This window comes from Nocardia acidivorans NBRC 108247 (assembly GCF_001625085.1).
GTDB lineage: Bacteria > Actinomycetota > Actinomycetes > Mycobacteriales > Mycobacteriaceae > Nocardia > Nocardia acidivorans.
Genome location: NZ_BDAW01000036.1, coordinates 17,386 through 41,577, shown reverse-complemented (window position 1 = coordinate 41,577; position 24,192 = coordinate 17,386). Strand labels below are relative to the sequence as shown.

At 66.4% G+C, this 24,192-nt stretch carries 30 protein-coding genes and 2 pseudogenes; 16 read left to right on the top strand and 16 right to left on the bottom strand.

Going from position 1 to position 24,192, the window contains the following annotated elements; genetic code table 11:
- The first annotated feature begins 203 nt into the window (after nt 1-203).
- Nucleotides 204-452 carry a hypothetical protein gene (locus NA10_RS20525; protein ID WP_067570383.1) on the top strand — a complete coding sequence of 83 codons (249 nt, stop codon included), beginning with the start codon at nt 204-206 and terminating at the stop codon, nt 450-452.
- 120 nt (nt 453-572) lie between these two features.
- Here NA10_RS20525 and NA10_RS20520 read toward each other — a convergent pair whose 3' ends face one another.
- Together NA10_RS20520 and NA10_RS20515 are read right to left on the bottom strand one after the other, a co-directional pair.
- The gene (locus NA10_RS20520; protein WP_067570380.1) at nt 573-1,460 is read right to left on the bottom strand and encodes a Sco1979 family transcriptional regulator; all 888 of its coding nucleotides are present in this window, start codon (nt 1,458-1,460) and stop codon (nt 573-575) included.
- A gap of 92 nt (nt 1,461-1,552) precedes the next feature.
- Complete coding sequence (locus NA10_RS20515; RefSeq protein ID WP_157556642.1) at nt 1,553-1,789, bottom strand: DUF397 domain-containing protein; 237 nt, start codon at nt 1,787-1,789, stop codon at nt 1,553-1,555.
- Nucleotides 1,790-2,396: 607 nt separating this feature from the next.
- On the opposite strand from NA10_RS20515, the gene NA10_RS36920 reads away from it, so the two are divergent.
- Together NA10_RS36920 and NA10_RS20510 are read left to right on the top strand one after the other, a co-directional pair.
- Entirely contained in the window at nt 2,397-2,564 is a 168-nt protein-coding gene (locus tag NA10_RS36920; RefSeq protein WP_169812618.1) for a hypothetical protein, read from the top strand.
- A gap of 91 nt (nt 2,565-2,655) precedes the next feature.
- Nucleotides 2,656-2,949, top strand: a complete 294-nt coding sequence (locus NA10_RS20510) for a hypothetical protein (RefSeq protein ID WP_067570479.1) — start codon at nt 2,656-2,658, stop codon at nt 2,947-2,949.
- Between the two features lie 85 nt (nt 2,950-3,034).
- Here the strand turns inward: NA10_RS20510 and NA10_RS20505 are convergent, their stop codons facing one another.
- Together NA10_RS20505 and NA10_RS20500 are read right to left on the bottom strand one after the other, a co-directional pair.
- Complete coding sequence (locus NA10_RS20505; protein ID WP_067570477.1) at nt 3,035-3,811, bottom strand: GntR family transcriptional regulator; 777 nt, start codon at nt 3,809-3,811, stop codon at nt 3,035-3,037.
- Between the two features lie 103 nt (nt 3,812-3,914).
- A complete protein-coding gene (locus NA10_RS20500) occupies nt 3,915-4,241 on the bottom strand; it encodes a winged helix-turn-helix transcriptional regulator (protein WP_067570378.1) in 327 nt (108 codons plus the stop codon).
- Nucleotides 4,242-4,299: 58 nt separating this feature from the next.
- Between NA10_RS20500 and NA10_RS20495 the strand changes: the two genes are divergently transcribed.
- From NA10_RS20495 to NA10_RS20485, 4 genes and pseudogenes are all read left to right on the top strand, one after another.
- Nucleotides 4,300-5,079, top strand: a complete 780-nt coding sequence (locus NA10_RS20495; RefSeq protein ID WP_067570475.1) for an SDR family oxidoreductase — start codon at nt 4,300-4,302, stop codon at nt 5,077-5,079.
- A pseudogene (locus NA10_RS39195) lies at nt 5,079-5,309 on the top strand (LysE family transporter); the annotation flags it as partial. The gene NA10_RS20495 and the pseudogene NA10_RS39195, both read left to right, overlap by 1 nt.
- A 64-nt stretch (nt 5,310-5,373) precedes the next feature.
- Nucleotides 5,374-5,736 (top strand): LysE family translocator, encoded by a 363-nt coding sequence (locus tag NA10_RS39190; protein ID WP_281180211.1) that lies wholly within the window; start codon nt 5,374-5,376, stop codon nt 5,734-5,736.
- A 51-nt stretch (nt 5,737-5,787) separates the two neighbouring features.
- On the top strand, nt 5,788-6,138 hold the full coding sequence (locus NA10_RS20485; RefSeq protein ID WP_067570376.1) for a hypothetical protein: 351 nt from the start codon (nt 5,788-5,790) through the stop codon (nt 6,136-6,138).
- A 1-nt stretch (nt 6,139) separates the two neighbouring features.
- Here NA10_RS20485 and NA10_RS20480 read toward each other — a convergent pair whose 3' ends face one another.
- The gene (locus NA10_RS20480) at nt 6,140-7,480 is read right to left on the bottom strand and encodes an oxygenase MpaB family protein (protein ID WP_067570374.1); all 1,341 of its coding nucleotides are present in this window, start codon (nt 7,478-7,480) and stop codon (nt 6,140-6,142) included.
- Nucleotides 7,481-7,482: 2 nt separating this feature from the next.
- Complete coding sequence (locus NA10_RS20475) at nt 7,483-8,502, bottom strand: oxygenase MpaB family protein (protein WP_067570473.1); 1,020 nt, start codon at nt 8,500-8,502, stop codon at nt 7,483-7,485.
- A 65-nt stretch (nt 8,503-8,567) separates the two neighbouring features.
- Between NA10_RS20475 and NA10_RS20470 the strand changes: the two genes are divergently transcribed.
- On the top strand, nt 8,568-9,224 hold the full coding sequence (locus NA10_RS20470; RefSeq protein WP_245677619.1) for a TetR/AcrR family transcriptional regulator: 657 nt from the start codon (nt 8,568-8,570) through the stop codon (nt 9,222-9,224).
- Here NA10_RS20470 and hpnE read toward each other — a convergent pair.
- The 5 genes from hpnE to NA10_RS20445 form a co-directional block, all read right to left on the bottom strand.
- On the bottom strand, nt 9,185-10,573 hold the full coding sequence (gene hpnE, locus NA10_RS20465) for a hydroxysqualene dehydroxylase HpnE (RefSeq protein ID WP_067570471.1): 1,389 nt from the start codon (nt 10,571-10,573) through the stop codon (nt 9,185-9,187). The genes NA10_RS20470 and hpnE overlap by 40 nt on opposite strands.
- 87 nt (nt 10,574-10,660) lie before the next feature.
- Nucleotides 10,661-12,067: an amino acid permease gene (locus NA10_RS20460; RefSeq protein ID WP_067570370.1), complete on the bottom strand. Its 1,407-nt coding sequence runs from the start codon at nt 12,065-12,067 to the stop codon at nt 10,661-10,663.
- 175 nt (nt 12,068-12,242) lie between these two features.
- On the bottom strand, nt 12,243-12,659 hold the full coding sequence (locus NA10_RS20455; protein WP_067570368.1) for a pyridoxamine 5'-phosphate oxidase family protein: 417 nt from the start codon (nt 12,657-12,659) through the stop codon (nt 12,243-12,245).
- Between the two features lie 72 nt (nt 12,660-12,731).
- Complete coding sequence (ligD, locus tag NA10_RS20450; RefSeq protein WP_307188405.1) at nt 12,732-13,703, bottom strand: non-homologous end-joining DNA ligase; 972 nt, start codon at nt 13,701-13,703, stop codon at nt 12,732-12,734.
- Nucleotides 13,704-13,817: 114 nt separating this feature from the next.
- The gene (locus NA10_RS20445) at nt 13,818-14,009 is read right to left on the bottom strand and encodes a hypothetical protein (protein WP_157556640.1); all 192 of its coding nucleotides are present in this window, start codon (nt 14,007-14,009) and stop codon (nt 13,818-13,820) included.
- Nucleotides 14,010-14,152: 143 nt separating this feature from the next.
- Between NA10_RS20445 and NA10_RS20440 the strand changes: the two genes are divergently transcribed.
- The 3 genes from NA10_RS20440 to NA10_RS20435 are packed head-to-tail and all read left to right on the top strand — an operon-like array spanning nt 14,153 to nt 15,798.
- Nucleotides 14,153-14,662, top strand: a complete 510-nt coding sequence (locus NA10_RS20440; RefSeq protein ID WP_067570362.1) for a LapA family protein — start codon at nt 14,153-14,155, stop codon at nt 14,660-14,662.
- An 8-nt stretch (nt 14,663-14,670) separates the two neighbouring features.
- Nucleotides 14,671-14,826, top strand: a complete 156-nt coding sequence (locus NA10_RS37610; protein ID WP_169812617.1) for a DUF6131 family protein — start codon at nt 14,671-14,673, stop codon at nt 14,824-14,826.
- Between the two features lie 57 nt (nt 14,827-14,883).
- Entirely contained in the window at nt 14,884-15,798 is a 915-nt protein-coding gene (locus NA10_RS20435; RefSeq protein WP_067570360.1) for a 2-hydroxyacid dehydrogenase, read from the top strand.
- A gap of 25 nt (nt 15,799-15,823) precedes the next feature.
- Here NA10_RS20435 and NA10_RS20430 read toward each other — a convergent pair whose 3' ends face one another.
- Nucleotides 15,824-16,477 carry an Rv1733c family protein gene (locus NA10_RS20430; RefSeq protein WP_157556639.1) on the bottom strand — a complete coding sequence of 218 codons (654 nt, stop codon included), beginning with the start codon at nt 16,475-16,477 and terminating at the stop codon, nt 15,824-15,826.
- A gap of 128 nt (nt 16,478-16,605) precedes the next feature.
- Between NA10_RS20430 and NA10_RS20425 the strand changes: the two genes are divergently transcribed.
- Nucleotides 16,606-17,184: a type 1 glutamine amidotransferase domain-containing protein gene (locus tag NA10_RS20425; protein ID WP_067570356.1), complete on the top strand. Its 579-nt coding sequence runs from the start codon at nt 16,606-16,608 to the stop codon at nt 17,182-17,184.
- Nucleotides 17,185-17,200: 16 nt separating this feature from the next.
- Here NA10_RS20425 and NA10_RS20420 read toward each other — a convergent pair whose 3' ends face one another.
- Complete coding sequence (locus NA10_RS20420) at nt 17,201-18,145, bottom strand: YihY/virulence factor BrkB family protein (protein WP_067570354.1); 945 nt, start codon at nt 18,143-18,145, stop codon at nt 17,201-17,203.
- A gap of 8 nt (nt 18,146-18,153) precedes the next feature.
- Entirely contained in the window at nt 18,154-18,993 is an 840-nt protein-coding gene (locus NA10_RS20415; RefSeq protein WP_067570352.1) for an SDR family oxidoreductase, read from the bottom strand.
- Nucleotides 18,994-19,118: 125 nt separating this feature from the next.
- Between NA10_RS20415 and NA10_RS20410 the strand changes: the two genes are divergently transcribed.
- The 3 genes and pseudogenes from NA10_RS20410 (at nt 19,119) to NA10_RS20400 (ending at nt 21,492) form a co-directional block, all read left to right on the top strand.
- A complete protein-coding gene (locus NA10_RS20410; RefSeq protein WP_067570350.1) occupies nt 19,119-20,078 on the top strand; it encodes an undecaprenyl-diphosphate phosphatase in 960 nt (319 codons plus the stop codon).
- Between the two features lie 121 nt (nt 20,079-20,199).
- A pseudogene (locus NA10_RS20405) lies at nt 20,200-20,574 on the top strand (glutathione-dependent formaldehyde dehydrogenase); the annotation flags it as partial.
- A 63-nt stretch (nt 20,575-20,637) separates the two neighbouring features.
- Nucleotides 20,638-21,492, top strand: a complete 855-nt coding sequence (locus NA10_RS20400; RefSeq protein WP_067570348.1) for a hypothetical protein — start codon at nt 20,638-20,640, stop codon at nt 21,490-21,492.
- Nucleotides 21,493-21,524: 32 nt separating this feature from the next.
- On the opposite strand, the gene NA10_RS20395 is transcribed toward NA10_RS20400, so the two are convergent.
- Nucleotides 21,525-21,806 (bottom strand): TetR family C-terminal domain-containing protein, encoded by a 282-nt coding sequence (locus NA10_RS20395; protein WP_373862394.1) that lies wholly within the window; start codon nt 21,804-21,806, stop codon nt 21,525-21,527.
- A 204-nt stretch (nt 21,807-22,010) separates the two neighbouring features.
- Between NA10_RS20395 and NA10_RS20390 the strand changes: the two genes are divergently transcribed.
- Entirely contained in the window at nt 22,011-22,325 is a 315-nt protein-coding gene (locus tag NA10_RS20390; protein WP_067570346.1) for a putative quinol monooxygenase, read from the top strand.
- A 24-nt stretch (nt 22,326-22,349) separates the two neighbouring features.
- On the opposite strand, the gene NA10_RS20385 is transcribed toward NA10_RS20390, so the two are convergent.
- Nucleotides 22,350-24,188 carry a HEAT repeat domain-containing protein gene (locus NA10_RS20385; protein ID WP_157556638.1) on the bottom strand — a complete coding sequence of 613 codons (1,839 nt, stop codon included), beginning with the start codon at nt 24,186-24,188 and terminating at the stop codon, nt 22,350-22,352.
- Nucleotides 24,189-24,192 lie beyond the last annotated feature (4 nt).

The following is a 24,192-nucleotide window of genomic DNA, read 5'->3' as shown; positions in this document are numbered from 1 at the left end:
AGTTGGCTCGCAAACTCGCAGCATCCCCAAATGCCTGCTCGCCCTACATATTCGAGGTTACAGATGTACTTGCATCTGTGCGGAGCACGGTCATAGACTCAACATGCAAGGCACCGTAGGGGACAACCAGGGAGCCGAGCGGTGGATCACCGGCGATTCCGCGCCATAGGTTTAACCCTCGGCTTGGCATCAGGGGCGTTCTAATGAATCAGCCAATCAACCTCAGCCGACTCGGGTTTGCCGAAAGAACCCAGCCCGAGCAATCATGCTCGCATGAGACGGCAACCGCTTTCGTCATTCATCAGGTCGAATCGACTGGAGCGGCCACTCGGTATGATTTTGATATCGAGCGAATAGTCACCACCGCGCACGCGATGGTGAACGACTGGGATCTGCACATGATGCAGCCCGAAGCGTTCTGGCGAATCGCTTCCAGCTTTATCAGGCAATAGATCAGCGCAATAGTTTTCTGCCCGACCCACGCTGATAGGGGCCCCGTATGGGGCCCCACAGCCTGTGTGTCACGAAGTCGAACCGGTGATCGCTCTTCTGTCACACGGTAGTTCGAACTGTCAGACGAGTGACTCGGCAACCTCCGCCAGGAGTTTGCGGGACCGTTCCGGCGGCTCCGCCTGCACACTCAACTGATCCATGACCTGGCGGTACAGCTCCAAATCCTGGCGACGATCCAGGTACAGCGCGCTCGTCAGCTGCTCCAGATAGACGATATCGGGCAGCTCATTCTCCGCGAAGCGCAGCATGGTGAACGAACTCCCCGCGGCCGCATGCCCACCCGCCGTGTAGGGCAGCACCTGAATGGTGACATTGGGCAGCTTCGACAATTCGATCAACTGCAGGATCTGATCGCGCAGCACGGCCGCGCCGCCCACCGGGCGATGCAGCACCGCCTCGTCCAGCACCGCCCAGAAGCTCGGCGCACTCGGACGCGTGAGTAGCTCCTGACGGGTTCGACGCAGCGATACGCGCCGCTCGCCGTCCTCGTCATGGCCGAGTGCGACGATCGAGCGGGCGTAATCGGGGGTCTGCAGCAGGCCCGGAACCAGTTGGCCCTCATAGGTCCTGATGGACTTGGCCGCGTACTCCAGGCCGAGATAGGTCTCGAACCACTGCGGGAGCAGATCGCTGTAGCGATGCCACCAACCGGGCTCATTGGCCTTCCGGACCAGATCCAGGAACTGCTCACGCTCTCCGGGATCGTCAACCTTGTAAAGGGTCAACAGATCCCGGATATCGCGCTCCTTGAATCCGGTTCGCCCGAGTTCCAGGCGACTGATCTTGGCATGGGAGCCGCGGATGTGTTCACCGGCGGCTTCCCGGGTAATGCCGTTCTCTTCCCTCAACTTTCGTAGCTGCCCGCCCACTGCAATACGCAATGCGGTCGGACCACGGTCTACGACAGCGGAATTCGCCCGACCGTGAGGAACGGGTTCTGCGATCATGGGGTCCACTCCGATGCTCGGATTTGCCGGCAGTGGGCCGCAACCGCAACCGCAACGTCGCGTACCACCGCGCCAGTTGCCAATGCTACCGCTCAGAGAGCGAGATCGTCGAACTCTCCACTCTTGGCGCCCAACAGGAAGCATTCGATCTCCGGGCGGGTGTAGACCAGTACCGATCCTTCCGGGTCACGAGAGTTCCGCATGGCCACCTCGCCGTTCGCCAGTTTCGCGAGTTCCACGCAGTTACCGCTCGGGTTGCTGAAAGTGCTCTTGCGCCAAGCGAGTTGGGTGCCGTCGATGTCGATACGGGTTGCCGGGTTGTCCATCATTTCAGACTCCTTGCCAGTACCACCCTCGGGTGGTGTCCCAGTACTTGCAGATGTTCGGTCAAATGTTCTTACAGTTGCAACCGCAACATGAACGATAGCACGCGAGTAGCCCGCTATCGATCCCTCGATTCGGGCACATCCTTTGCAACACAACAGCTTTGATCTTGAAGCCCGGCGTGGCGATGCGAAGTTGTGAAGAAATTAAGACATTTCACACCAGACGGTCTGGCCAGTTCGGGGACGTGACTACTTCAGAGTCGAGCAGGGCAATATCTGGCGAACAACCCGGCCGGCCCTCGAGTCACGCAAAGCGGGCCATCGCGAAATGCCGACCGAGGCCCTGACGGGCCGAATGGCAAACGGTTGCCGAGCCGATTCGACCGACCGCCCCGAATGTGGCAGGGTGATTCGGAGGGAGCTTCAGCATTCCGGACATTTCGTCACTGTGGCGCAAGGCGCGAAATCCCATACGCCCCAATGACACCGAACCGGACCAACTACATTCGACACGTGTCGTCGAACGTACAGATGTACTTGCATCTGCGACTTGCAGCCTCATACACTCGGTGCACCAATTCCCCTCGGCCAGAGGCATCCCATGACACAGATGCTCGCCCACAGCACCGATCTCTCCGGTGACGACTGCGAAATAGAACCGCGCGGTTTGAATTACCGCCGGGCCCGCACCATTCTGCGTGCGCACGATCAGCACTTCGCGTGCCGACAGTATCTAGCGGCCATCGCGTATCTCTCCGCGGACAACGACGTCGACTGAAACCGCTTGCGCGGCAATCGGGTCCTTGCGCAAAACACCGTCCGGCGGGTACTCCGTAGAGGAAACCGCCGTCACGTGGAAGAGCGCCGAGATGATTCTGACTGCCGCCCACGATCTGCTGGGCCAAGACGTTCTCGCCCAAATATTCAATCCCACACCGGAAACGCCGCCGGTGGCGGACAAGCTGTTGAAGCTGGTCCGGTACTTCACCTGGTTCGTGCTGCTATCCGGACTGCTCGCCATCATCTACGCCGGCGGCCGCTTCGCCTGGGAGAAATGGAGCGGTGGCGCGCTCACCGCACCGAAGCAGATCGCCGGAGCCCTGGTCGGCGGTGTAATCGCCACCAGCGCAGGCACAATCATGAATGCCGTCATCGGCACCTGACGCAGGCCGGGTAAAAGCGAGAACGCCGCCGGGCCGGTCCTGTCGTCTCAGACAAGACCGGCCCGGCGGCGTGAAAACGGGCGAATTACGCGGTGGCCGCGTGCACCGGCTCCCGCGCCTCGTCGGCGGTGCCGACCAATTCCTCGAAGCGCGCCACCACCTTCTGGTGGTAGAGCCCGAAGAGATCCTCGAACAGCGCGAGCTGCGCCGCGCTCGGCCCGCCCTCGGAATCCCACACCGCGACCAGTGCGCGCCAGACCAGCACATGCAGATCCGGGGAGACCGCGAAGTAGGCGTCGACCGCCTCGGGCACTTCGAGAATCATCTCGCCGATGGAGTTGAGCACCGCGCGCTGCATACCGTGCCCGAGCGCGGTGAGCAGCCGGCGCAGCAGGTTCAACTCGATGCGCAGCATGCGGTGCGGATCCGGATCCGTCCCGCGCGCAAGGGTTTCCAGCTCGTCGATATCGGCCTTGAGATCGATCGGATCGACCGTGCGGTCGCTGGCGGTGTAGGCCAGCAACGCCTCCAGGGCGATACCGCGCTCCTCCTCGACGATATTGCCGAACATCTCCGCGGCCACCTCGGGCTCGGGCATGGAGAGCCGAAACAGTCGCCGGTACACATCCACCCCGCCCGCGGCGCGCACATCGCGGATCACAAATCCCTTGCCGCGGTGCGCATCCACGAATCCATACGACTCGAGCCGTCCCAGAATCAGCTGCGCCGTCGCACGATTCAGATCGAACTCGTCTGCCACCTGTCGAACGGACGGCATGAGCCCACCGGGTGCGTACTGTCCCGATGCCACGCGGCGCGCCAATTCGTCGGCGACGTCAGCGACGACCGTCCGGTCTCCCATCGTGTCACCTCTCCACATCTGATTCACGTCCCAGACAGTGTATGTGTTCAGTCGGACAACTGCACAAGATCCGAGATCGTGACGACGGGATAGCGGGAAATCCCTATCCGTTGTCGTCGACGGCGCGCTCGAGGTTCTGGCCCCAGCGATCCGACCACTGCCACAACGGTTTCAGAGCCACCGCCAGTTCCCGTCCGGCGGTGGTCAATTCATACGACTTATCCGACTTCTTCAGCACCACACCGGTCTCCTGTAGGCGCTGCATGCGCACCGAGAGCATGCTCGACGAGCAGTTGCCCATGCGGCGGCGCAGCGCGAGGAATCCGAGCGGACCGGGTTCGAGCTCCCAGATCACGCGCAGCATCCAGCGCTGACCGAGCAGTTCCATGGCGGCCAGGTGCGGGTCGGGGGGTCGGCTTGCGCTTCTCATTCAGAACTACCATATTGGTTCTGAATTAGAAGCGTCGGTCGGGGCCGGAGGAGTGGATATGAAACGAATTGTGTTGATCACCGGCGCGTCTCGCGGCATCGGCGCGGAAACCGCCCGGGTGCTCGGACAGCGCGGCGATCATGTGATCGTCAACTACCGCGAGAAGCGCAAACGCGCCGAGACCATTGCCGCGCAGATCGTGGCGGCCGGGGGCAGCGCATCGGTCGCGGGTGCGGATATCGCCGATCCGGACAGCGCGGCGGGTTTGATGGCCGCCGTCATCGCCGATTTCGGCCGCTTGGACGTGCTGATCCTCAACGCCTCCGGCGGCCTGGAGCGCGATGCCGCGCCCGATTACGCCATGCGACTCAACCGCGATGCCCAAACTCGCCTGGCCCGATTGGCCGTACCCCACCTGCCACCCGGTGGCCGGATCGTCTTCGTCACCAGCCATCAGGCGCACTTCTCCCGTACCCGCCCGGTCCCCGCGGGCTATGAGCCCATCGCCGCGAGCAAGCGCGCGGGCGAGGACGCACTGCGCGCCATGATCCCCGAATTCACCTCATCCGGAATCGATTTCACCGTCGTGTCCGGAGACATGATCGACGGCACCATTATCGTCCGACTGCTCGAACGCCGCGATCCCGAGGCGGTGACCGGCCGCCGCGCACACGGGCAGCTGCCGACCGTCGAGGAGTTCGCCACCGCCGTGGCCGACGCGACCACGGTCACCGCCGAGCCCGGCCATACGATCCACGTGGGCGGGGCGGACTTCGCCGCCGCACACCAGGTGGAAAACCGCTGGCGGCGGACCGAATCGCATGCCAGCATCGCGTGATGCCGCATTGGGTTCACGTCCTCCCCGCCTTCACTCTCGCCTGTCTGATTCTGGCCGCGCTGCCGGGCCCGGCGACGGCATTGTTTCTCCAGCGCTCGGTCCGCGACGGCCGCCGGGCCGGATTGGCGGCGGTGGCCGGAAACGAGATCGGGGTGTTCGGCTGGACGCTGGCGGGCGGCGCCGGGCTGTCCGCCCTGCTGGTCGCCAACCGGATATTGAGTGTGGGGATCCACCTGCTCGGGGCGGTCGTGCTGATCTGGCTCGGGATCCAAGCCTGGCGCAGTACCCGGGGGGGTGCGCTCCACCGGCGAGGATGCCTTCGGTGCGGCCCTGACCTCGGTCCTGCCGGGTGGCAAGACGCCCGCAGCCGCGTTTCGCGCCTCGCTCATCTCCATTGCCGCCAATCCCAAGGCGGCGGTATTCGGATTGACCATCCTGCCGCAATTCCTGCCGAGCCACGGCCCGGTATTGCCGACGGTGATCATTCTGGCCGCCATCCAACTCGTCATCGATACGCTCTGGTGTGTGGGCGTCGTGCTCGCCGCCGATCGGGCCGGGGCCTGGTTGCGGCGAACCGAGATCCGGCAGCGGGTCGAGCGGGCGCTCGCGGCGATCCTTATAGGACTCGGTCTGGGTCTGGCCGCCGACGCGCGCTGAATTGTTTGTCTCGGCCCGCGGTGGGCAATTGCGTCGGCGAGGAGGTGCGCGATGGTTGACGATGTGGAGAAGCGATGGCGGAACCCGCCGACTTTTCGGCGGGCGGCCCGCTATGTGGTTGTGGTGCTGATACTCACCGCCATTGTCGCGGCGTTGGCCCTGGTGTGGGCGGCATCGCGGCAGCAGTGTTCGAACTCCGATGTGGTGCTCTGCGATACCGCCTCGAAACTGATGGTGGGGCTGGGGCCCGCGCTGGTTTTGCTGTTCGGCGGTATCGGCGCGTTCGTTATTACCTTTCGGGAGTGGCGGGCGGGGCGCAACTGGCCTATTTGGCAAGGTGCCGGGTGGTTTCTCTTCACATTGATGATCGTTTATCTGACCATCGCGGGCGGATCCACCTGATTCACATCGGGCAAGCCGACCCATCGTGATGATCGAATGGCGTGCCGCGGATTCCCACGCGGGCGGCCAGGAATCGCGCCAATTTGATATTGCGATTCCAGAACGGATCCGACCGCGCGGTGCGCCGCACCATGCGACCGCGCGCACCCGGCAGGCGGTCGTCGAGCGCCCGCAGGCGTACCGACGCCGTGCTGACCAGCGCCGTCGCGGTGGACCACGGTTCGACGGGAACATCGCGAAGTGGGGTGTCCGCCAACAGGGTTCGAACGAGCGGTGCGCTGCTGTAAAACGCGACCGCGCCCACTACCGGTGCGGTGGCGGCGATCCGCGCCCGCCCCAGCGGGGATCGGTCGGCGAAGGCGCGGGTGGCCGCACCGGCCATACCCGCGGTCCGCTCCGGTGCGACTCCCGCGGTGGCGACCATATAGTCGACCATCTCCATCCCCTCGGCGGCCGAGCGCGGAATCAGCTCGTCGGCGACTCCGAAACAGTGGGCGATATAGGCCCAGTAGTGCATCACCGCATCGAGTTGCGCTGCGGTACAGCGTCTTCCGTGCACGTGATCGAAACAGATCGGAGTCAGCCCGAAGGTGACGGCGGCCCCCATGGTGGTGGCATTGGAGATCGGATTCCCGTGCCGGGCGAAATGCTCGTCACCCCAGCGCCGGCGCAGCATGGCGCGCACCTGGGCGTGCATGAGCCGCACCCGGACGGTGTCGTGCAGGATCGGTGAGCGCCGCTCCAGCGCTGCGGGTGCGGTGACACTGCCGAACCAGACGGCGGATTCGAGATTGCGGCGGTACGGGTCTTTGACGAAGCGCCCGGTCTCCCCCACCGCGGAGGCGACTTCCGCGCCGACGAAGGTGCCCATGAAATCCTGCACGCCCATGGCCATCTTCCCGGCGGTGGAGACATTGATCCAGAGCCGGCGTCCGTACTCCCACAGGTCGGGGTCGTACCAGTCCGGCGGATTATCAATGCGCGCAAAGAGATTCACCAGTTCGATCGGCGGATCCTCGACACTGTCGATACCGTGTTCCAGCGCCCGGTTCAGCATCCGGCGACCACCGGCGGTGCCGAGCCCGCGAAAGGCCGCGATCACTTCGTCCATGGGCTCATCGCCCTGCCACAGGTGATCGGCCATCAATCGGGTGCGGGGGGTGTCCCGGGGTTCCCGGCGCACCGCCATCCACGGGGACAGCATGGCCTTGCGCGGTTCGTACCAGAGTTCGGAGGCCACCGCGCGGGGCGGCGGCGGGCGCAAGGGCATTCCGGGCCGATAGTAGTAGTCGTACGGATGCCCGCCGGTGGTCTCGGGCTGCGCGTCGGTCTGTGGTCGCATCGCTAAAACCCTGTCAGCTGACGGAATTTGGTAATCGAATCCGCGCCGGGATCGGCGTGGACGGGACAGTAGTGCTTGGGGTCGCCGCGGTGTTCCGGTGCGGGCCAGAGCAATTCGGGGGCTTCCGGAGGCGGCATGGTGTGCGGCCGCTTTCCCGCCGCGCGGCGGCGCGCGGCGCGCACTCGCGGGAACGAGTACTTCAGCTCGGCCGGTGTCACCCGGTTCGCGGCCGAGAGCCCGCGGCACAGTCGATCGAAGAGCCACTGGTCGCGCGCGGTCCAGGTGAAGCCCATGGTGCGGCGGATCGCCGGATCGCACAGCCCGACGGTGACGAATTTGACCAGTCGACCGCCGCCGGGACGAATCAACTTCTCCCACACCGGTTCCGGCAGGCGCCGCAGCACCGGGAACGGCGGTACCGGGGCGGTGTCGATGAGATTGTAGACATCCCAAGCCGCCCGGGTGGGCTCGAGGGTGTCCCGGCACATATCGCGCCAGTAGCGCTGGAACGCGGGCCAGGACTCCGGCACCACCCGCATGCTCATGCCGTACAGCTCGTACCACCGGTAGTGCTCACGCCAGAGTTGTTCGCGCTCAGCGGCGCTCAACCCGCCCATGAAGAGTTCGGCCGTGCGCAGGGTCTGCACGAAGAACACCGCGTGCGCCCAGTAGAAGGTGCCGGGGTCGAGTGCGTGATACCGGCGGCCCTGTGCGTCGACGCCTTTGATCTCGCGGTGATATCCGACGATCTCCCGCGCCGTGCGCCGGGCGTGCGGCCCGTCGAAGACGACGCCGAGAATCGGGTAGGCCGAACGCAATACGCGCTGATACGGCTCCCCTGCGATCTCGGAGTGGAATTCCACCCCCGCCCCGAGTCCCGGGTGCATGTTCTGCACCATGCCCATGAAGAATCCGGTCGGCCCGTAGAACAGTGATCCGAAGATCTTCCAGGTCAGCGACTCCGGGCCCAGGGGCATCGGTTCGGGACGCGGGTCGCCTGTGACCTCGGCTTGTGACACCATGACCACAGGCTGACACGAATAAATACTCGCATTCAATTCGCATTCCGAACCGCAGTGGAAATGACATGCCACCGAAACGCCAGGCCCCGAAAACCCCTGCCACGCCGCGTAAATCACCGCGACAGGAGCGCTCCCGCGCCATGGTCGGGCGAATTGTCGACGCGGGTGAGCGGGTGCTCATCGCGCACGGGTACGACGGCGCGTCCACCAATCGCATCGCCGAGGCGGCGGGTATCAGCCCGGGATCGCTGTACCAGTACTTCCCGAACAAGGACGCCGTGGTGGCGGCGGTCATCGAGCGCTATACCGGCGCGGTCGCCGAACGGGTGCGTGCCCGGGTGCTGGCGAATATGACCCGCGCGCCGGAAGTGGCGGTGCCGGAGACCATTTCCGAGCTGCTGGAGGCGCTCGGCACCCATCGGGAGCTGCTGCGCGCGGTGGTGGAGCAGACCCCGCGCCTGTCCTCGGGTGCCACGGTGCTCGCCTTCGAACAGCAGATCGGCGAACTCGCGCGGCTCGGATTGTCCATGCGCGCCCGGGACGTCCCGGCCGATGTGGACTTCGACGCGGCGGCCTGGATGCTGGTCCGCGCGGTAGAACATCTGACCATCCGCTACCTGCTGGACGATCCGCCCATCCCGCGCGAGCGCTTCCTGACCGACATCACCCGCCTGGTGCTCAATTACTTCCGCGATCCCAAGCCACGAGCCGAATGCGAGTAGGGCAGCGCGAGGAGCAGTTCCACCGCGCGTGCGGCGCTCTGCGCCGCGCTTTCCATGGTCGCCGACCAATCGGTCCGGGTCCAATCGCCCGCGAGCACCAGGGTGGGAACCGAGGTGCGCTGGCCGGGGCGCAGACCGTCGGTACCGACCACCTGCGAGAAGGTGGCGCGGGGCATCGGAACCACTTGCGCGTGCAGGACTTCGGCTTGTTCGGCGGCCGGGTAGTAGCGCCGCAGCAGTGCCACCTGCTCCTCGACCACTTCGTCGTGGGGCTTGTGGATCTGCGCGTAGGCCCCGCTGGTGGTCAAGCAGTACAGCCAGCCGTGTTCGGTGCCGCGCCCGTGCATGCGCTGGCGGTCGAAGACCTGATCGATGACATCGGCCCCGCCGATCAGCGCCTCCATAGCGCCCTCGGTGCCGAGCGGGCGATCCAGGTACAGGTTGGTGCTCACAATCGGCGTGAAGCCCAATTTATCGGCGGCCGAGTAGATTTCGTCATGTTCGGGGAGGTCGTCCAGGAGGCCGCCGAGATAGGAGTTGGGCACCGCGCAGACCACCGCGTCGGCCGGCACCACCTCACCGTCGGCCAGCATCACCCCGGTCACGATGCCGTCCTGGATCCGAATGCGCCGCGCCACCGCGCGATGGCGCACCCGCACCCCGTGCCGGTCGAATACCCGCTGCGCCCCGGTCACCAAGAGGGTGTCCAGATCGGTGGTCGGATAGCCGATGCTGACGGGCTGACGATGCTTGACGCCCAGGCGGATTCCGGTCGCCAGTACGTCGGCGAAGACCTTGGCCGACTCCTGCCGCACCGGTTCCGCAGCGATGCCGAGCGCCAGCCAATCCCACAGCGCCTCCCGCGCGGTCTCGGGCATTCCGAGTCGCCGAAACCATTGATCGGTGGTCAGATCCGCCAGATCGGCGGGTTGGCGCAGGCACTGCCAGCCCATCCGCACGGTGGCCAACGCGGCGCGTGCCCGATCGGCCGGGCTCGCGTCGGGATGCGCGCCCAGCAGTGAGCGCAGCGCCCGAATCCCCTTGGTGCCCATGACGGTGGTGCGCCCGCCGGGCCAGCGCAGCACGCCCTGATGCGGGAATGTCACCAAGTCGCGGGTGCCGACGCTGGTCAGATAGCGGAACAGATGGTCGTAGCCGCTGGCGATGACATGCTGGCCGTTGTCCGGAATATCGTGCAGCGCGGGCACTTCCAGGGCGTGGGTGCGGCCGCCGAGCCGCCCGCGCCGCTCCAGCAGCGTCACCTGTTTACCTGCCTCGGCCAGCCAGACCGCGGAGGCCAGACCCGCGAGGCCGCCCCCGATCACCACATACTGTCGCGGATCGTTCATACGCGCTCCCAGAGCCATTGCCTTCTGCTGGCAAGGTAGTCCTCCGGGAGCGCGCATGTGCCGCGTTCGGTTGAAACGTGTTGCTGTTCAGAGGCTTTCGCGCCGTGCGCCGCGACCCGAGAGCAGCGGGTAGGCCGCGCACACCAGAATGCCCCAGACCACGCCGACCACCAGCGCGGTACGACCCGATTCGGTGAAGAACAACAGCACCACCACCAGCGCCAGGAAGGCCAGCGCCAGCACCGAGGTGACGGGCGCGCCCGGCAGCCGGTAGTCACTGGCGGGCAGCAGTCCGGCCTTCACCCGCATGCGGTAGATCAGGTGGCAGACCAGGATGACGCCCCAGACGAAGATGATGCCCATGGTCGAGACCGAGGTGACGTAGCCGAACGCCTTCTCCGGCGAGAAGTAATTCACCCCGACGCCGATCACCATGACCGCCGCCGAGACCGCGATACCGGTGGCGGGCACCGATCGCGGGCTCAGCGCGCCGAGCCCGGCCGGGGCCTCATCGCGCTGGGCCAGACTGCGCAGCATGCGTCCGGTGGAGTAGATGCCCGAATTACAGGAGGACAGCGCGGCGGTCAGCAGTACGAAATTGATGATCGCGGCCGCGCCCGGAATGCCGATCTGCTCGAAGACCTCCACGAAGGGACTGCGCCCGGCGTGGAAGGTGCGCCAGCTGGAGACCGACATGATCACCACGAGCGCGCCGACGTAGAACAGGCCGATCCGGAACGGCAGCGTGTTGATCGCCTTGCGCAGGGTCTTCTTCGGATCGCGGGCCTCCCCGGCGGTGACGCCGACCAGCTCCACACCGACATAGGCGAAGACCACGATCTGCAAGGCCAGCAGCGCCTGGTTGAAACCGTTCGGGAAGACGCCGCCGTCATTCCACAGGTTGGTGACGGTCGGGTCCGCGGCATGGCCGAAGCCGAAGACGAGCACGCCGATACCGATGCCGATCATGGCGATAATGGCGGTGACCTTGATGATGGAGAACCAGAATTCGCCCTCACCGAAGAGCTTGACCGACACCAGGTTCAGCCCGAACATGATGCCGAGCACCACCAGCGCGGTCACCCACTGCGGGATGTCGAACCAGTACCGCACATACTTGCCGGCCACGGTGATCTCGGCCATACACGTGCTGACCCAGACCGCCCAGTAGGTCCAGCCGGTGGCGAAGCCCGCGAAGCGGCCCAGGAATTCATTCGCGTATTCGGCGAAGCTGCCGGTGACGGGGCGATAGGTGAGCAGTTCACCCAGCGCCCGCATGATGACGAAGATGGCCAGGCCCGCCGCCAGGTAGGCCAGGATGAGCGCGGGGCCCGCCTGTTCTATGGCGCCGCCCGCGCCGTAGAACAGGCCGGTGCCGATGGCTCCGCCGATGGCGATCATCTGAATGGTGCGCGGGGACAGTCCGCGCGCATAGCCCTCGTCGGCGGTGGTCGCCCCGGTCTCGTTGACCGCCTGCCTGTCCGATGCTGTCATGATGTTCCTTCCACGTGCGTGCGGCCGCAACGCTTCGGCATTGTGAACACCGATTCCCCTGGGCCGCGCCGAGCTTGCGTGCGGGTTGCCGCGCTCGGTCCAACGGCGTGTCAGGCTACCGGAGAGGTATCGACCGTCACAGTCCCCGGTGCCGGGAAACTACCCGTGGGTAATGTCACCGCGGATTCTCGTCGACCAGTTCCAGGCCGGTGACGATCTCGGTCTCAATTCGAATCACATGGTCCATCGGCATATTGATCCACGAGTCCAGCAGCGTCTCATAGCGCTGCACCTGTTCGGGATCCATCACCACCCGCGCCACCCCGGTGACGATGACGCTCCAGCCGCGCCGGGTGTGTTCGTCGAAGTCGTCGGCCTCGTAGGCCACGATCTGCCCGTCACCTCGCAGCAGACTTGCGCCGAGATGCGCCCGCACCACCACGGCGTCCGCCTCGACAATATGGTTCACGGGCCTGATGATCGGAACTCCGCGGCGCGAGAAAACGATTCGGCCGTATTGCGCACTCGCCAACCGTTTCAGGGAATCGCCAACCGAGAGCTCGCGCAGCTTTCGATGCCCTTCGCCGCCCATTCCTCCGATTGTGGTCCACTCTCGGGAATTTCGCCAATTACGTTGTCGCAACGCGAGGTTCGTAGCAAAGCCTTACCGCACCGGAGGCACTTCGACCTGCGCCGGAGCCTTGTCGGTGCGCAATCCCTTCCAACTCGGCATGCGCAGTCGGGCGCCGGCGAATTCGCGATACTCGACGTCGGCGACCAGGATCGGCTCCACCCAGTGCCAGCCGCCCGCGGCGCCTTCCGGCGGCGCCGGATCGAAAGGGCTTGCCGAGAGCGCGATTTCGTCGAGGGTGCGGCGAATTACGCGCCGGGCGGTCTGGGTGAAGCCGGTGCCCACATTGCCGATGTAGGTCAATTGACCGGTTTCATCGTGTGCGCCGAGCACCAGCGAACCGAAGGTGGGAGCCATCGCACCGGTGCCCGGCGTCCATCCGGCAACCACCACCTCGGTGTTCTGCCGCAGCGGAGTTTTGATCCAGGCGGGCGAACGACGGCCCGGAAGGTAGACCGAATCGACGCGCTTGGAGACGATGCCCTCGAGGCGGTGTTCCCGAGCCACATTCAGCAACTTCATGGCATCCATTTCCGCCCAATGCGGGGGCGCGGAAAGCGGTGCGGTGAAGGCGAGTTCGGCGAGGATCTCACGGCGAATCAGATAGGTCTCGGGCATGGTGTCGCGATCGTCCAGCGCGAGGATGTCGAAGGCGAACAGCCGCACCGGAACCTCGGCCATCAGCTGCTCACCGGGCCGGACCACATGCATGCGCCGCTGCAATCGGCCGAACGACGGTGCGCCGTCGGCCTCCTGCGCCACGACCTCACCGTCGAGAATCAGAGATCGCCTACCCGCCAAGCCCTTCAGCGCCGACACCAGCTCCGGATAGGAGCCGCCCACCTGATTGCCGTTGCGGCTGTAGAGCACGCACTCCCCCGCCCCGCACACCGCGATGACCCGCACCCCGTCCCACTTCATCTCCAGGGCCCAGCCCGGCTCGTCCGGCGGCGCACCGCCGATGGCGAGCATGGGGGCCGGGACACCGCGCAGGGGCCACGCCACCGGCGCGCCGCTACCCGTGCCGACAGTCGGGCAATAGGGACATGTCCCGGAGTTTGCCGAAAGATTGCCGATCTGAGTCGGCGGCTCGCCGTGAGCGATCGCTTCGTTACCGCCCTACTGTGCGGATATCCCCTGCTGGCGCAGCACGTCCAGCACCTCGCCGTAGCTGAGCGAGGAGTCCACCGTCAACGTCTCCGAGGCCCGGTCGGTGTTGACCGCGGTGGTCGAATCCATCCCCCGCAACGTTCGTTCGGCCTGATCGGCATCGCTGGCGAAGTGGGGGAGCGCAAATGTGTAGGCGCTCATGGTGCCTGCCTCTCGTTCGGATTTCGCGGATACCCCCGCAATGACCGGCGTGCCGCGGGTGAAACCCCGCGCCGAACCCGCCAAATCCGGACAACCCGGCGTCCTGCGGGTTATTTGTGCCGAAGTGCGGGAATAGCGAAGACATGTTCACCATCATCGGGCTCATCGCGCTGGTCGCGGCCGTGGCCGTGGGAGTCGCGGGCATCGTGGCCAACAGCGGCGAAAGCCATATGCTCCAGGGCGGATTCACCGTCTTCGGTCACACCTACGTCGGCTCCGCCGGGCTGCTGTTCGCCTACGGAATTCTGATCGGGGCCATCGGCGTCAGCGGGCTCATCATGCTGCTGGCGGGCACCTGGACCACGTCGCGGCGCGGCCTTGCCGCCCGCCGTGACCTGAGACAGTCGCGGCGCGAAATGGCGGCCGCGCGAAAGGAACTCGGCAAGCCAGTTACTCCCGCGGCACCCGCCGGGCGGCTCGCACCGCCCGCGGCTCAACCCGCGCCCGCACCGGCCGCGACCACACCGGTCATGGCGAAGCAGGCGGCGAAACCCGCTCCGGCCGCACAACAGCAGCCGCAGTGGTCACTGAACCGCTTCCTGCGCCGACCGTCGGCCGATGAGCCGGCCAATCCCGCAGTCACCTCGAAATAGGAATCATCATGATCATTCTCGGACTCGTTCTGCTCGTCATCGGTTGGCTGGTGGGTATCCCGCTGCTGACCACCCTCGGCATCATCGTGCTGGTCGCCGGGCTCGTGCTCTGGGCACTCGGCTCGGTGGGCCGCCCGGTCGGCGGTAGGCGCTGGTATTACTGACGCCCTCGACTAGACAGCCCGAGACCGCCGCGCGGCCCATCGGCTAGCGTCACCTGCATGACGGTGACTGTGCTGGTTCCCGATGATTACGGCCTCGCGGCGGTCTCGCGTCTGGAGGGGGTGCGGGGACTGCGGTTCCGGCTCGGGGAGCCGCTGCCCGCCGGGGCCCAGGAGACCGAGGTGCTGGTGCCCGGGTTCCTGGTGGGTCCCGAGGCGGTGCATATGACCTGGGAGCTGCCGAAATTGCGGCTGGTGCAGCTGTTGACCGCGGGGGCGGAGGCATGGGCGGGGAAGGTGCCGCAGGGGGTGTCGCTGTCCATTGCCCGGGGTGCGCACGGAGCCAGTACCGCCGAGTGGACGATGACCGGATTGCTCACGGTATACCGGGAATTCGTCGAATTCACGCGGGCCCAGCGCGAGCATCGCTGGACCCAGCATCAGACCGATACATTGTCCGGTAAGCGGGTGCTGATCGTCGGCGCGGGTGATCTGGCGCGGGAATTGGAGCGCAAGCTGACCGCGTTCGACGCCGAGTCCGTGCTGGTCGGCACGCACGCGCGCGAAGGTATTCGCGGTGTGGACGAATTGCCCTCGCTGCTGGGCGATTTCGATGCCGTGGTGATGATGGTGCCGGTGACCGCGGCGACCACCGGCATGGTCGATGCCGAATTCCTGTCCCGCATGGCCGATGGCGCGATTCTGGTGAATGCCGCGCGCGGGCCGGTGGTGCGCACCGATGCGCTGCTCGCAGAACTCCGAAAGGGCCGTCTGCGTGCGATTCTCGATGTCACCGACCCCGAGCCGCTGCCCGCCGGGCATCCGCTCTGGGATGCGCCGGGCGTGCTGATCACCCCGCACGTGGGTGGCAGCAGCCGGGGCAGTCAGCAGCGCGGCTGGGCCATTGCCACCGAACAGATTCGCCGGTACGTCTCGGGCGCGACTCCGGAGAATCTGGTGCGCGGCGAATACTGATCCTCCGCAGCGCATTTCACCGCGACTAGAGGGTGTCCTTGCCGATCGGCCGGTTCAGCAGCAGCCATTCGCGTTCGAGTTTGGAGTTGCGCCGCGCCTCCAGCGCGGTTCCGGTGATCCACACCGATGCCGCTGCCGCACACCAGCTTTCGACCAGTACCGCCAGTCCGGTGCCGATCCCCTCGGCTGCGGCCGCGCCCGGTCGCGCCGGTGCGGCGCTCGGATTGCCGTCCCCGCCGATCCACAGCGGCACGGTCGCGCCCGCCGCCTGCGGTCCGGGCACGTCGATGGTGGCGGTCACGGTGTGCCCGTCATGACTCCAGGCCGCGGGCGCCTGGTACCGATCCTGATGCACCCCATACCGATCCGCCGCGGGTAGTCGCTGCACATCCCCGGTGAGCGTGGCATCGACATGCTCCTTGCCGGCGTCCTGCGCGGCGATGCGCGCCACCGCCCCGGTGTAACTCACCGTGCCGATCGCACCGGAGACCGGTACGGCCACCGCCACAGCCACCACGGCCAGCGCCCGCACCACGATCTCGACCCGATCCGAAACACGCATGAGCGGACTGGGATTCCACGGCCGCACCCGCCACAGCCGCAATGACGCGGAAGCACCCTCCGACACCAGGACCACCTCCTGCACAGCGCCGCGACTACCTGCTACAACGGTAGCCATACCCACTCAACTACTCCTCGAAAAGTGGATTGTCCAGCGGAGATTGTGAAATCTTCGCCGATTCGCCCGCCGGTTTCCGCGCGCCCTCGGCGGGTAGTGCGCCCACAGCGACGATGAAAGGAGAGCACATGCCCGAATCAGTCTCCGGGGCTCGCGTTCTGATCCTCACCTCGAACTCGGGGGTGGAGCATGACGAGCTCATTGTTCCGCGCGATGAACTGCGCGCTCGTGGCGCCGACGTCACGCACGCCGCGCCGAAGAACGAGGCCGTGCATACCTATCGGCATGATCTGGAACCCGCCGAGGCGGTCCAGCCCGATGCCGCCCTCGACGATATCGATCCGAGCGAATTCGATCTGCTGGTCGTGCCCGGCGGCACGGTCAATGCCGACAAGCTCCGAACCGATACCGCCGCACAACAACTGGCGCGCGCCATGGCATCGGCCGGCCGCCCCATCGCCGCCATCTGCCACGGCCCCTGGCTGCTGATCGACGCGGGCCTGGTGGCGGGCAAAACCCTCACCTCCTACCACTCGGTGCACACCGATATCAGCAATGCGGGCGGCGCGTGGGTGGACGAGCCGGTGGTGCGCTGCGACCATCGCGGCTGGCTGCTGATCACTTCCCGCTCCCCGGCGGATCTGCCCGACTTCGTGGACGCCGCCACCGAGGTGCTGGCCGGGCGCGGCGAAACCAGTCCGGCGTGACCGTGTTCCGGGCGCGCTAATCGGGCGGCTCACGGGGCGGGAGCACCGGATCGTGTTCCGGGGACCCGCCCCGTTCCATCCGCCGACCACGTGCGAGATCGGCGTCGAATTGCGCGCCGAGCAGCACCGCGACATTGGTGAGCCACAACCAGATCAGGAAGATGACGGCCCCGGCGAGCGAGCCGTACACCTTGTTGTACGAGCCGAAATCCGCCACGTAGACGGCGAATCCGGTGGACGCCGCGATCCAGAGCAGTACCGCGAGAATGCTGCCGGGGGTCAGCCAGCGGAAGCCGAGCTGCCGGGCATTGGGTGCGAGCCAATACAGCAGCGCCAGCACCAGACTGACCAGGATCGCGAGCACCGGCCATTTCGCGATATTCCAGGCGGTGACGCCCGCCGTGCCCACACCCAGCCAATCGCCCAGGCGCGCGGCGATATCGCCGCTGGCCACCACACCGATACCGCACAGGCCGACCAGCAGCATGACCGCGGCGGTCAGGCCGAGGCGCAGCGGTACGGTCTGCCAGATGGGGCGGCCCTCCTCGGTGCCGTAGATGGTGTTGACCGCACGGATGAACGCACCGATATACCCCGAGGCCGTCCACAATGCGGTGATCAGGCCGATGATCGCGGCCGCTCCGGCCAGCGAGCGCGCGGCGTCGAGCTGTTCGATCGCGTCCACCAGCAGTGCGGTTCCGCTGCCCGGGCCGATGCCCTGGATCGTCTCGATCAGCGATCGGGTGGCCCGGTGGCCGAGCAGTCCGAGCAGTGCGGTCAGCACCAGCAGGCCCGGGAACAGCGACAGCACGCTGTAGTAGGTGAGTGCCGCGGCCGAGTCGGTGAGTTCGCCGTCGACCACGCGCCGCACGGTCCGGCGGACCACCCACCACCACGACCGCCCGCGCAGGTCCGCGGGCGTCTCGGGCGAATCGACTTCCGCCGCTGCGGAATCGGACATGCGAACTCCTAGAGGATGGGCCGGGCGCCGGTGACGGCGAGCCGCGCGCCCGAGATGTAGCTGCCGTCCTCGGCGGCGAGCAGAACGTAGGCGGCGGCGAGTTCGGCGGGTTGACCGGCGCGGCCCAGCGGTACGTCGTCGCCGAAGCCCGCCACCTTCTCCATGGGCATGGTCGAGGGGATGAGCGGGGTCCAGATCGGGCCGGGTGCGACGCTGTTGACGCGAATACCCTTGGGGCCCAGCAGCTGTGCCAGGCTCGCGGAGAGATTGGCGATGGCCGCCTTGGTCGCGGCATAGGGGGCCAGGGTGGGCGAGGGCATATCCGAGTTCACCGAGGAGCTGCCGATGATCGAGGATCCGGCGGGCATATACGGCAGCGCGGCCCGCACCAGATGGAAGTACGCCCCGACATTCAATCGGAAGGTGTAGTCGAACTCCTCATCGCTGATCTCCTCCAGCGTCTCATGGGTCATCTGATACGCCGCATTGCTGACCAGCACATCGATCCGCTCGAAGGCGGCCACCGCGGCATCGATCACCTTGCGGCAGTGCGCCGGATCGGAGAGATCCCCCGGCACCAGGACGGCCTTGCGCCCCGCCTCGCGCACCAGATCCGCGACCTCCTCGGCGTCCTTGTGCTCATCCAGATACGAGATGAGCACGTCGGCTCCCTCCCGCGCGAAGGCGATCGCCACCGCCCGCCCGATGCCGCTGTCCCCGCCGGTGATCACCGCGGCCTTGCCCGCGAGCTTTCCGCTGCCCCGATAGCTGTGCTCCCCGCAGTCCGGCGGCGGGATCATCTGTGCCTGAGTACCGGGAATGTCCTGTCGTTGTTCCGGAAAACCCATGATCGAACTCCCTTCGTGGTGTGCGGTTCCGTCGCCCCGGCGATGCCCGCGACCCGCGCCTCGAAACCCCGCCCGGGAACGCTTCTCAGCACCGTCACAGGCAGTGACGCGTATCTTCACCGCCCATGGCCATCTCTTATCCGGAATCGATAGTCGTCGGCGCGTTGCAGGGGGTGAGTGAGCTCTTCCCGGTCTCCAGCCTCGGCCACAGCATTCTGCTGCCCGCCTGGATCGGCGGGCAGTGGTCGCGGGATCTGGATATGTCCGCACCGAATTCGCCGTACCTGGCACTGCTGGTGGCCATGCACGTGGCGACCGCGCTGGCACTGGTGATCTTCTTCCGGCGGGACTGGATTCGCATTGTCGGCGGGCTGTGGGAGGCGGTGCGGATACGCGAGATCCGCACGGCCGAAGCCAGATTGGGTGTCCTGCTGATTGTCGCGACCATTCCGGTCGGGTTGGCCGGGCTGCTGCTGGAGAAGGCGGTGCGGAACTACCTCGGCACCCCCGTCCCGACGTCGATCTTCCTGATCCTCAATGGATTCGTGCTGCTCTCGGCCGAGTTGATGCGCAAACGCGCTGTGCCCGAACGGATTGCGACGCCGACCGGGCACCGCACCGACCTGCGGTTCGACGACACGGTCGTACTGCCGGTCGTGAACCCCGAACTGCATTCGGATCTGCGCCTGTCCCAGCTCGGCATCAAGGATGCGCTGCTCATCGGATCCGCCCAGATCGCCGCGCTTTTCCCGGGTATCAGCCGCTCGGGCAGCACCATTGTGGCGGGCTTGTTCAAGGGCTTGAACCACGAGGACGCGGCGCGATTCGCCTTCCTGCTGGCCACGCCGGTCATCTTCGCCGCGGGCGTGCTCAAGGTGCCGGAGCTGTTCAAGCCCGAGCACCACGACATTCTCGGCCCGGCGCTGGCGGGTTCGATTGTCGCGGGCGTGCTCTCCTACCTCTCCATCAAATTCCTGGTCGCCTATTTCGAGACCAAAACGCTGACCCCCTTCGCGGTCTACTGCCTGGTGGCGGGTATCGGCAGTCTGGCGCTCTTCGGGATTCGGAGCGCGACCGCCGGGTAAGCGCGAGATGCGGCCGGTATCCGATCGGCCGGGAGGAGGAGCGATGAAAGCCGTAACGTGGCAGGGCCATCGCAAGGTGGCCGTCGAACATGTGCCGGTAGCCGCGGTCGCCCAGCGATCGGCGGCCTTCCTCCCGGATATGGTGGCGCAGAAGGTGATCGACACCGCCGGAATCGATCGGCTCGCCGCCCTGCACAGTGCGATCGATATCGTCCGGCGCGGCGGCACCATCTCCCTGGCCGGGGTGTACGGCGGCATGGTCGACCCCATTCCGATGCGGGTGCTGTTCGACAAGCAGATTCAGCTGCGCATGGGACAGGCCAATGTCAAACGCTGGGTGGGCGATCTGCTGCCGCTGCTCGGTGACGACGATCCGCTCGGAGTGGAAAGCTTTGCCACCCATCACCTTCCGCTGGATTCCGCCCCGGACGCGTACCGCATGTTCCAGCACAAATCCGATGGCGCGGTGAAGATCGTGCTCGACCCCACCGCGTGATCGCGAACGCCGCCACGAGAGTGTGAACACCGCATACGTCCCGGCGACTCGTAGGCTTGCGCCATGACACTCGACGAGGTCGCGGGTGAGCTGTATGGGTTGCCGCCCGGGGAGTTCGTGACCGCACGGGACGAGCGGGCGCGGGTGGCGCGGGATGGCGGGGACAAGGCGCTGGCCACGGCGATCGGCAAGCTGCGGCGACCTACCGTGGCGGCGTGGGCGGTGAATCTGCTGGCCCGGGAGGCGCGGGCGGATGTGCTGGCGCTGCTGGAGGTCGGGGATGCGTTGCGGGAGGCGCAGCGGCGGCTCTCGGGTGAGCAGTTGCGGACGTTGTCGACGCAACGGCAGCAGGTGGTCAACGGGCTGACCCGCAAGGCGGCGGGGTTGGCGGCCGAGCATGGGCAGCGATTGAGTGAATCGGTGCTGCGGGATGTGGGAAATACGTTGCAGGCGGCACTGGCCGATCCCGAGGTAGGCGATCAGGTGCGATCCGGCACCCTGGCGGCGGCCGCGACCTATGCGGGATTCGGTCCCGCCGCCCTGGTTTCGGTTCCGGCGGCTCCGGCCGAGAAACCCGCCGAACAGGCGGCCGCCCCGCGCAAACCCGCCCGCACCACCCACCCCGATCCACACGCCGAGGCACGCCGCGAGCTCGACGAGATCCTCGCCGAACTCGAATCAGCGCGCGCCGCAACGGCTTCCGCACAGGCCGACCATGATCGCGCCGCCGCCGACCTGTCTCGACTCGAATCCCGCATCACCGACCTGCGGGCCGAATTGACCCACGCAGAGGAACAACGGCGCTTCACCGCCGCCACCGAGCGATCGGCCCGGGAGGCATTGCGCCGCGCGGATCAGCACCTGCAAGCATTGGAGCGGCGTGCGGAGAAGGCCCGAACCCGCCTGTCCCCCGGCTGATTACGCTATTCGATCGTCAAACCGGCAATGAGCTACTCGATGGCCGAGCGAATCGCGGCGGCATTCTGGTCGTCGGCCTCGGCCAGCAGCTGAGCCGCCTCGTCCAGCGCGCCCACGATGATCAATGCCAGCGGTCGCACCGGCTGTGCCCGAATGCGCCCGGCGGCAATGGCTCCGGCCAGGGCGTTCTCCACCAACCCGATGGTGTGCCGCAGTCCGATCTCCCGCCACCGACGCCAACCGAGCACCGCGGGCGCGTCCAGCAGGGCGATGCGCCGCACCTCGGGGGTCGTCGAGGCGTCGAGCCAGGCCAGACCCGCACTCCAGCCACTCCTGGATGGATATCACGGGCCGGCCCCTGCGAATTCACGCGCACATCTACAACACGGTCGAACCCGCCCGGGCACCCCCGACCCTCAACCCGCAGAACACGACGACCACACCTGGGCGACACCGGCCGAAGCCGCCGCCCTCGATCTGGCCCCGCACTTCCGTGACGCCGTCGATAGGCTCGGTTGATGGATTCGAATATTTGCGTGATCGCCGACGTGACCGCCGATCCGGAGAATGCCGACCAACTGGGTTCGATATTGCGGAAGTTCGCGGAAATCTGCCGGACCGAGCCGGGCTGCCTGAGCTACGACGTCTTCCGATCGGTTGAGCAGGCGGAACGATTCGTGAGCATCGAAACCTACGTCGATGCGGGCGCGTTCGCGGCGCATCGGGATTCGGAACATTTCCGAAAGGTTGGCGCAGGTGAATTGCTCCCGCTGGTGGTCTCGCGCAATGTGCGGACATTCACGGGTTCGGAGCCTGTTCCGCCCACGAGCTGAGTCCGGCTCATGGAAGAACCGACCTCAGTCACCCGGCACCGAATTGTCGAGTCGCCCAAGGGCATTACCGGCCGCCTTGCGCACCCGCTCATCCGGATCCGCGAGCATCCGGTCCAGTACTTCGCGTTGCTCGTGAAGCCCGCGCGTGGCTATCGCATATGCCGTGACCGACCGCACTCTCGGGTCGGGGTCCGCCGTCCAATATTCGAGGGAGTTGGGCCAGTCGCGCCGATGGCCCAGGAGTCGGACGAAGGCGCGGCGCAGGCCGGGATCGACCCTGACCGAATACTCCAGATACCTTTGCGGGCCGGGCATTTCGGCGAGGGCGCGCCCGGCCGCGCTCCGTACCCGCGGCGTACCGGTGACGAAGAGCTTCCATAGCGTCGGCTCGGCGCGCGGGTCCGCGATACGGCCGAGGGTGCGCGCGGCGTCTCCCGCAAAAGCGCTGTCGCACAACTTGATCAGCGTGATCAAGGCCCGCCGGTCACCGTACCGCGCGATAATGCGGGCAGCCCGTTCACGTACCGTCGGGTCGAAATCATCCATGGCGCGTATCGCGGCCGACACAGCCGCATCGGTACTGATTCGAGTCAACGCGCACAGACTGTGCTCACGGACCTTGGCCGAACCGGTAACGGCCGTCTCCAGCAATGTCTCGACCGCATCAGCCGAACCGATCCTGCCCAGCGCGTCGACGCCCTCGGACCAATTCGGGTGCGCACGGAGTCGTCGGCAGATCGCCGGCACAGCCTCGGCAGCGCCGAGTCTCCCCAGCGCGTAAGGCGCTTCGTACCACCAGGCGTCGTCCTCGAGATTGGCGATGAGTTCGGGAATATGCTCCGCGCCGTGGGCAGCCAACCACCGCGGATCATCACGCCACGGCGGGTCGAGCGGTGCGAGGACTCGGTGCCGCAATGCCTCCTCGGCGGCGGGCCCACCTATTCTCAGCAGCCTGCGCGCCGCCGCGGTCCGGCACCAGCGCCAGTACGGGTCCGCACGCCGTAGTATCCGGCCTAGAGCGGCGACAACGGCGGGATCCGCCGTGCCTTCGGGCAATGCGGCGACAGCCGCTCCCGTTACCTGGGGTCGCTCGTCATCGAGACGGCTGCGGAGGCGGTCGGTATCGCGAGTCGCCCGCGTGGCGATCATCGCCTCCCATGAGTCGGTCGAATCCCACCATTTCTCTACCAGTCTCGCGGCATCCGAGGTGCCGCTGACCGCGTAGATGGCACGCTGAATCGCGCGACGGCAGCACTCTCGGGATTCGTTCGCGTAGCCGAGGAGCAACCGGTCCAATCCTTTCGGATCTCCGTCGGTCACTACCGCGTTGGCGAAATCATCCCAGTGCTCGGTCGATTCGATGGGCGCGAACGCCGGTTCGCGCGCGGACCGGTCCGGCGCGCATCCCGGATCCGCAGGGGTCGGCAGCCCCAGACTGTCGCCGAGTCGCCGATGAGCGTCCCGCCAGAGGTGGTATCGATGGAGTTCGGCATCGGCGATCTCCGATAACTGCACGTAAAGGATTACCGCCGCCTGGCGGCGCGTGGAAACCCGCTCGACATGCGCCATCGGAGTCTCATCGGACCGCGGTCGCAGCCAATCCACAATCGAGACGACGCGGGGTGGGACGCCCAGGCGCAGCAACTCGGTGTCCCGAATTCCGGTCGTGGGCGCGGCCGACAGCAGAGCCGCCCACCTGATCGTGCTTCCACCGACTCCGCTCAGGGCACCGGCATGGTCGGCGACCCGACGAACATGCTCCAGCAGTGGATGCCCGTCGTCCCACAGCCACCCCCGATACAGGCGTATCGCGATGCGCTGAATCCCCTTGTCGTCCATGAAGTCCCATTGAACTCGGGTCATGAAG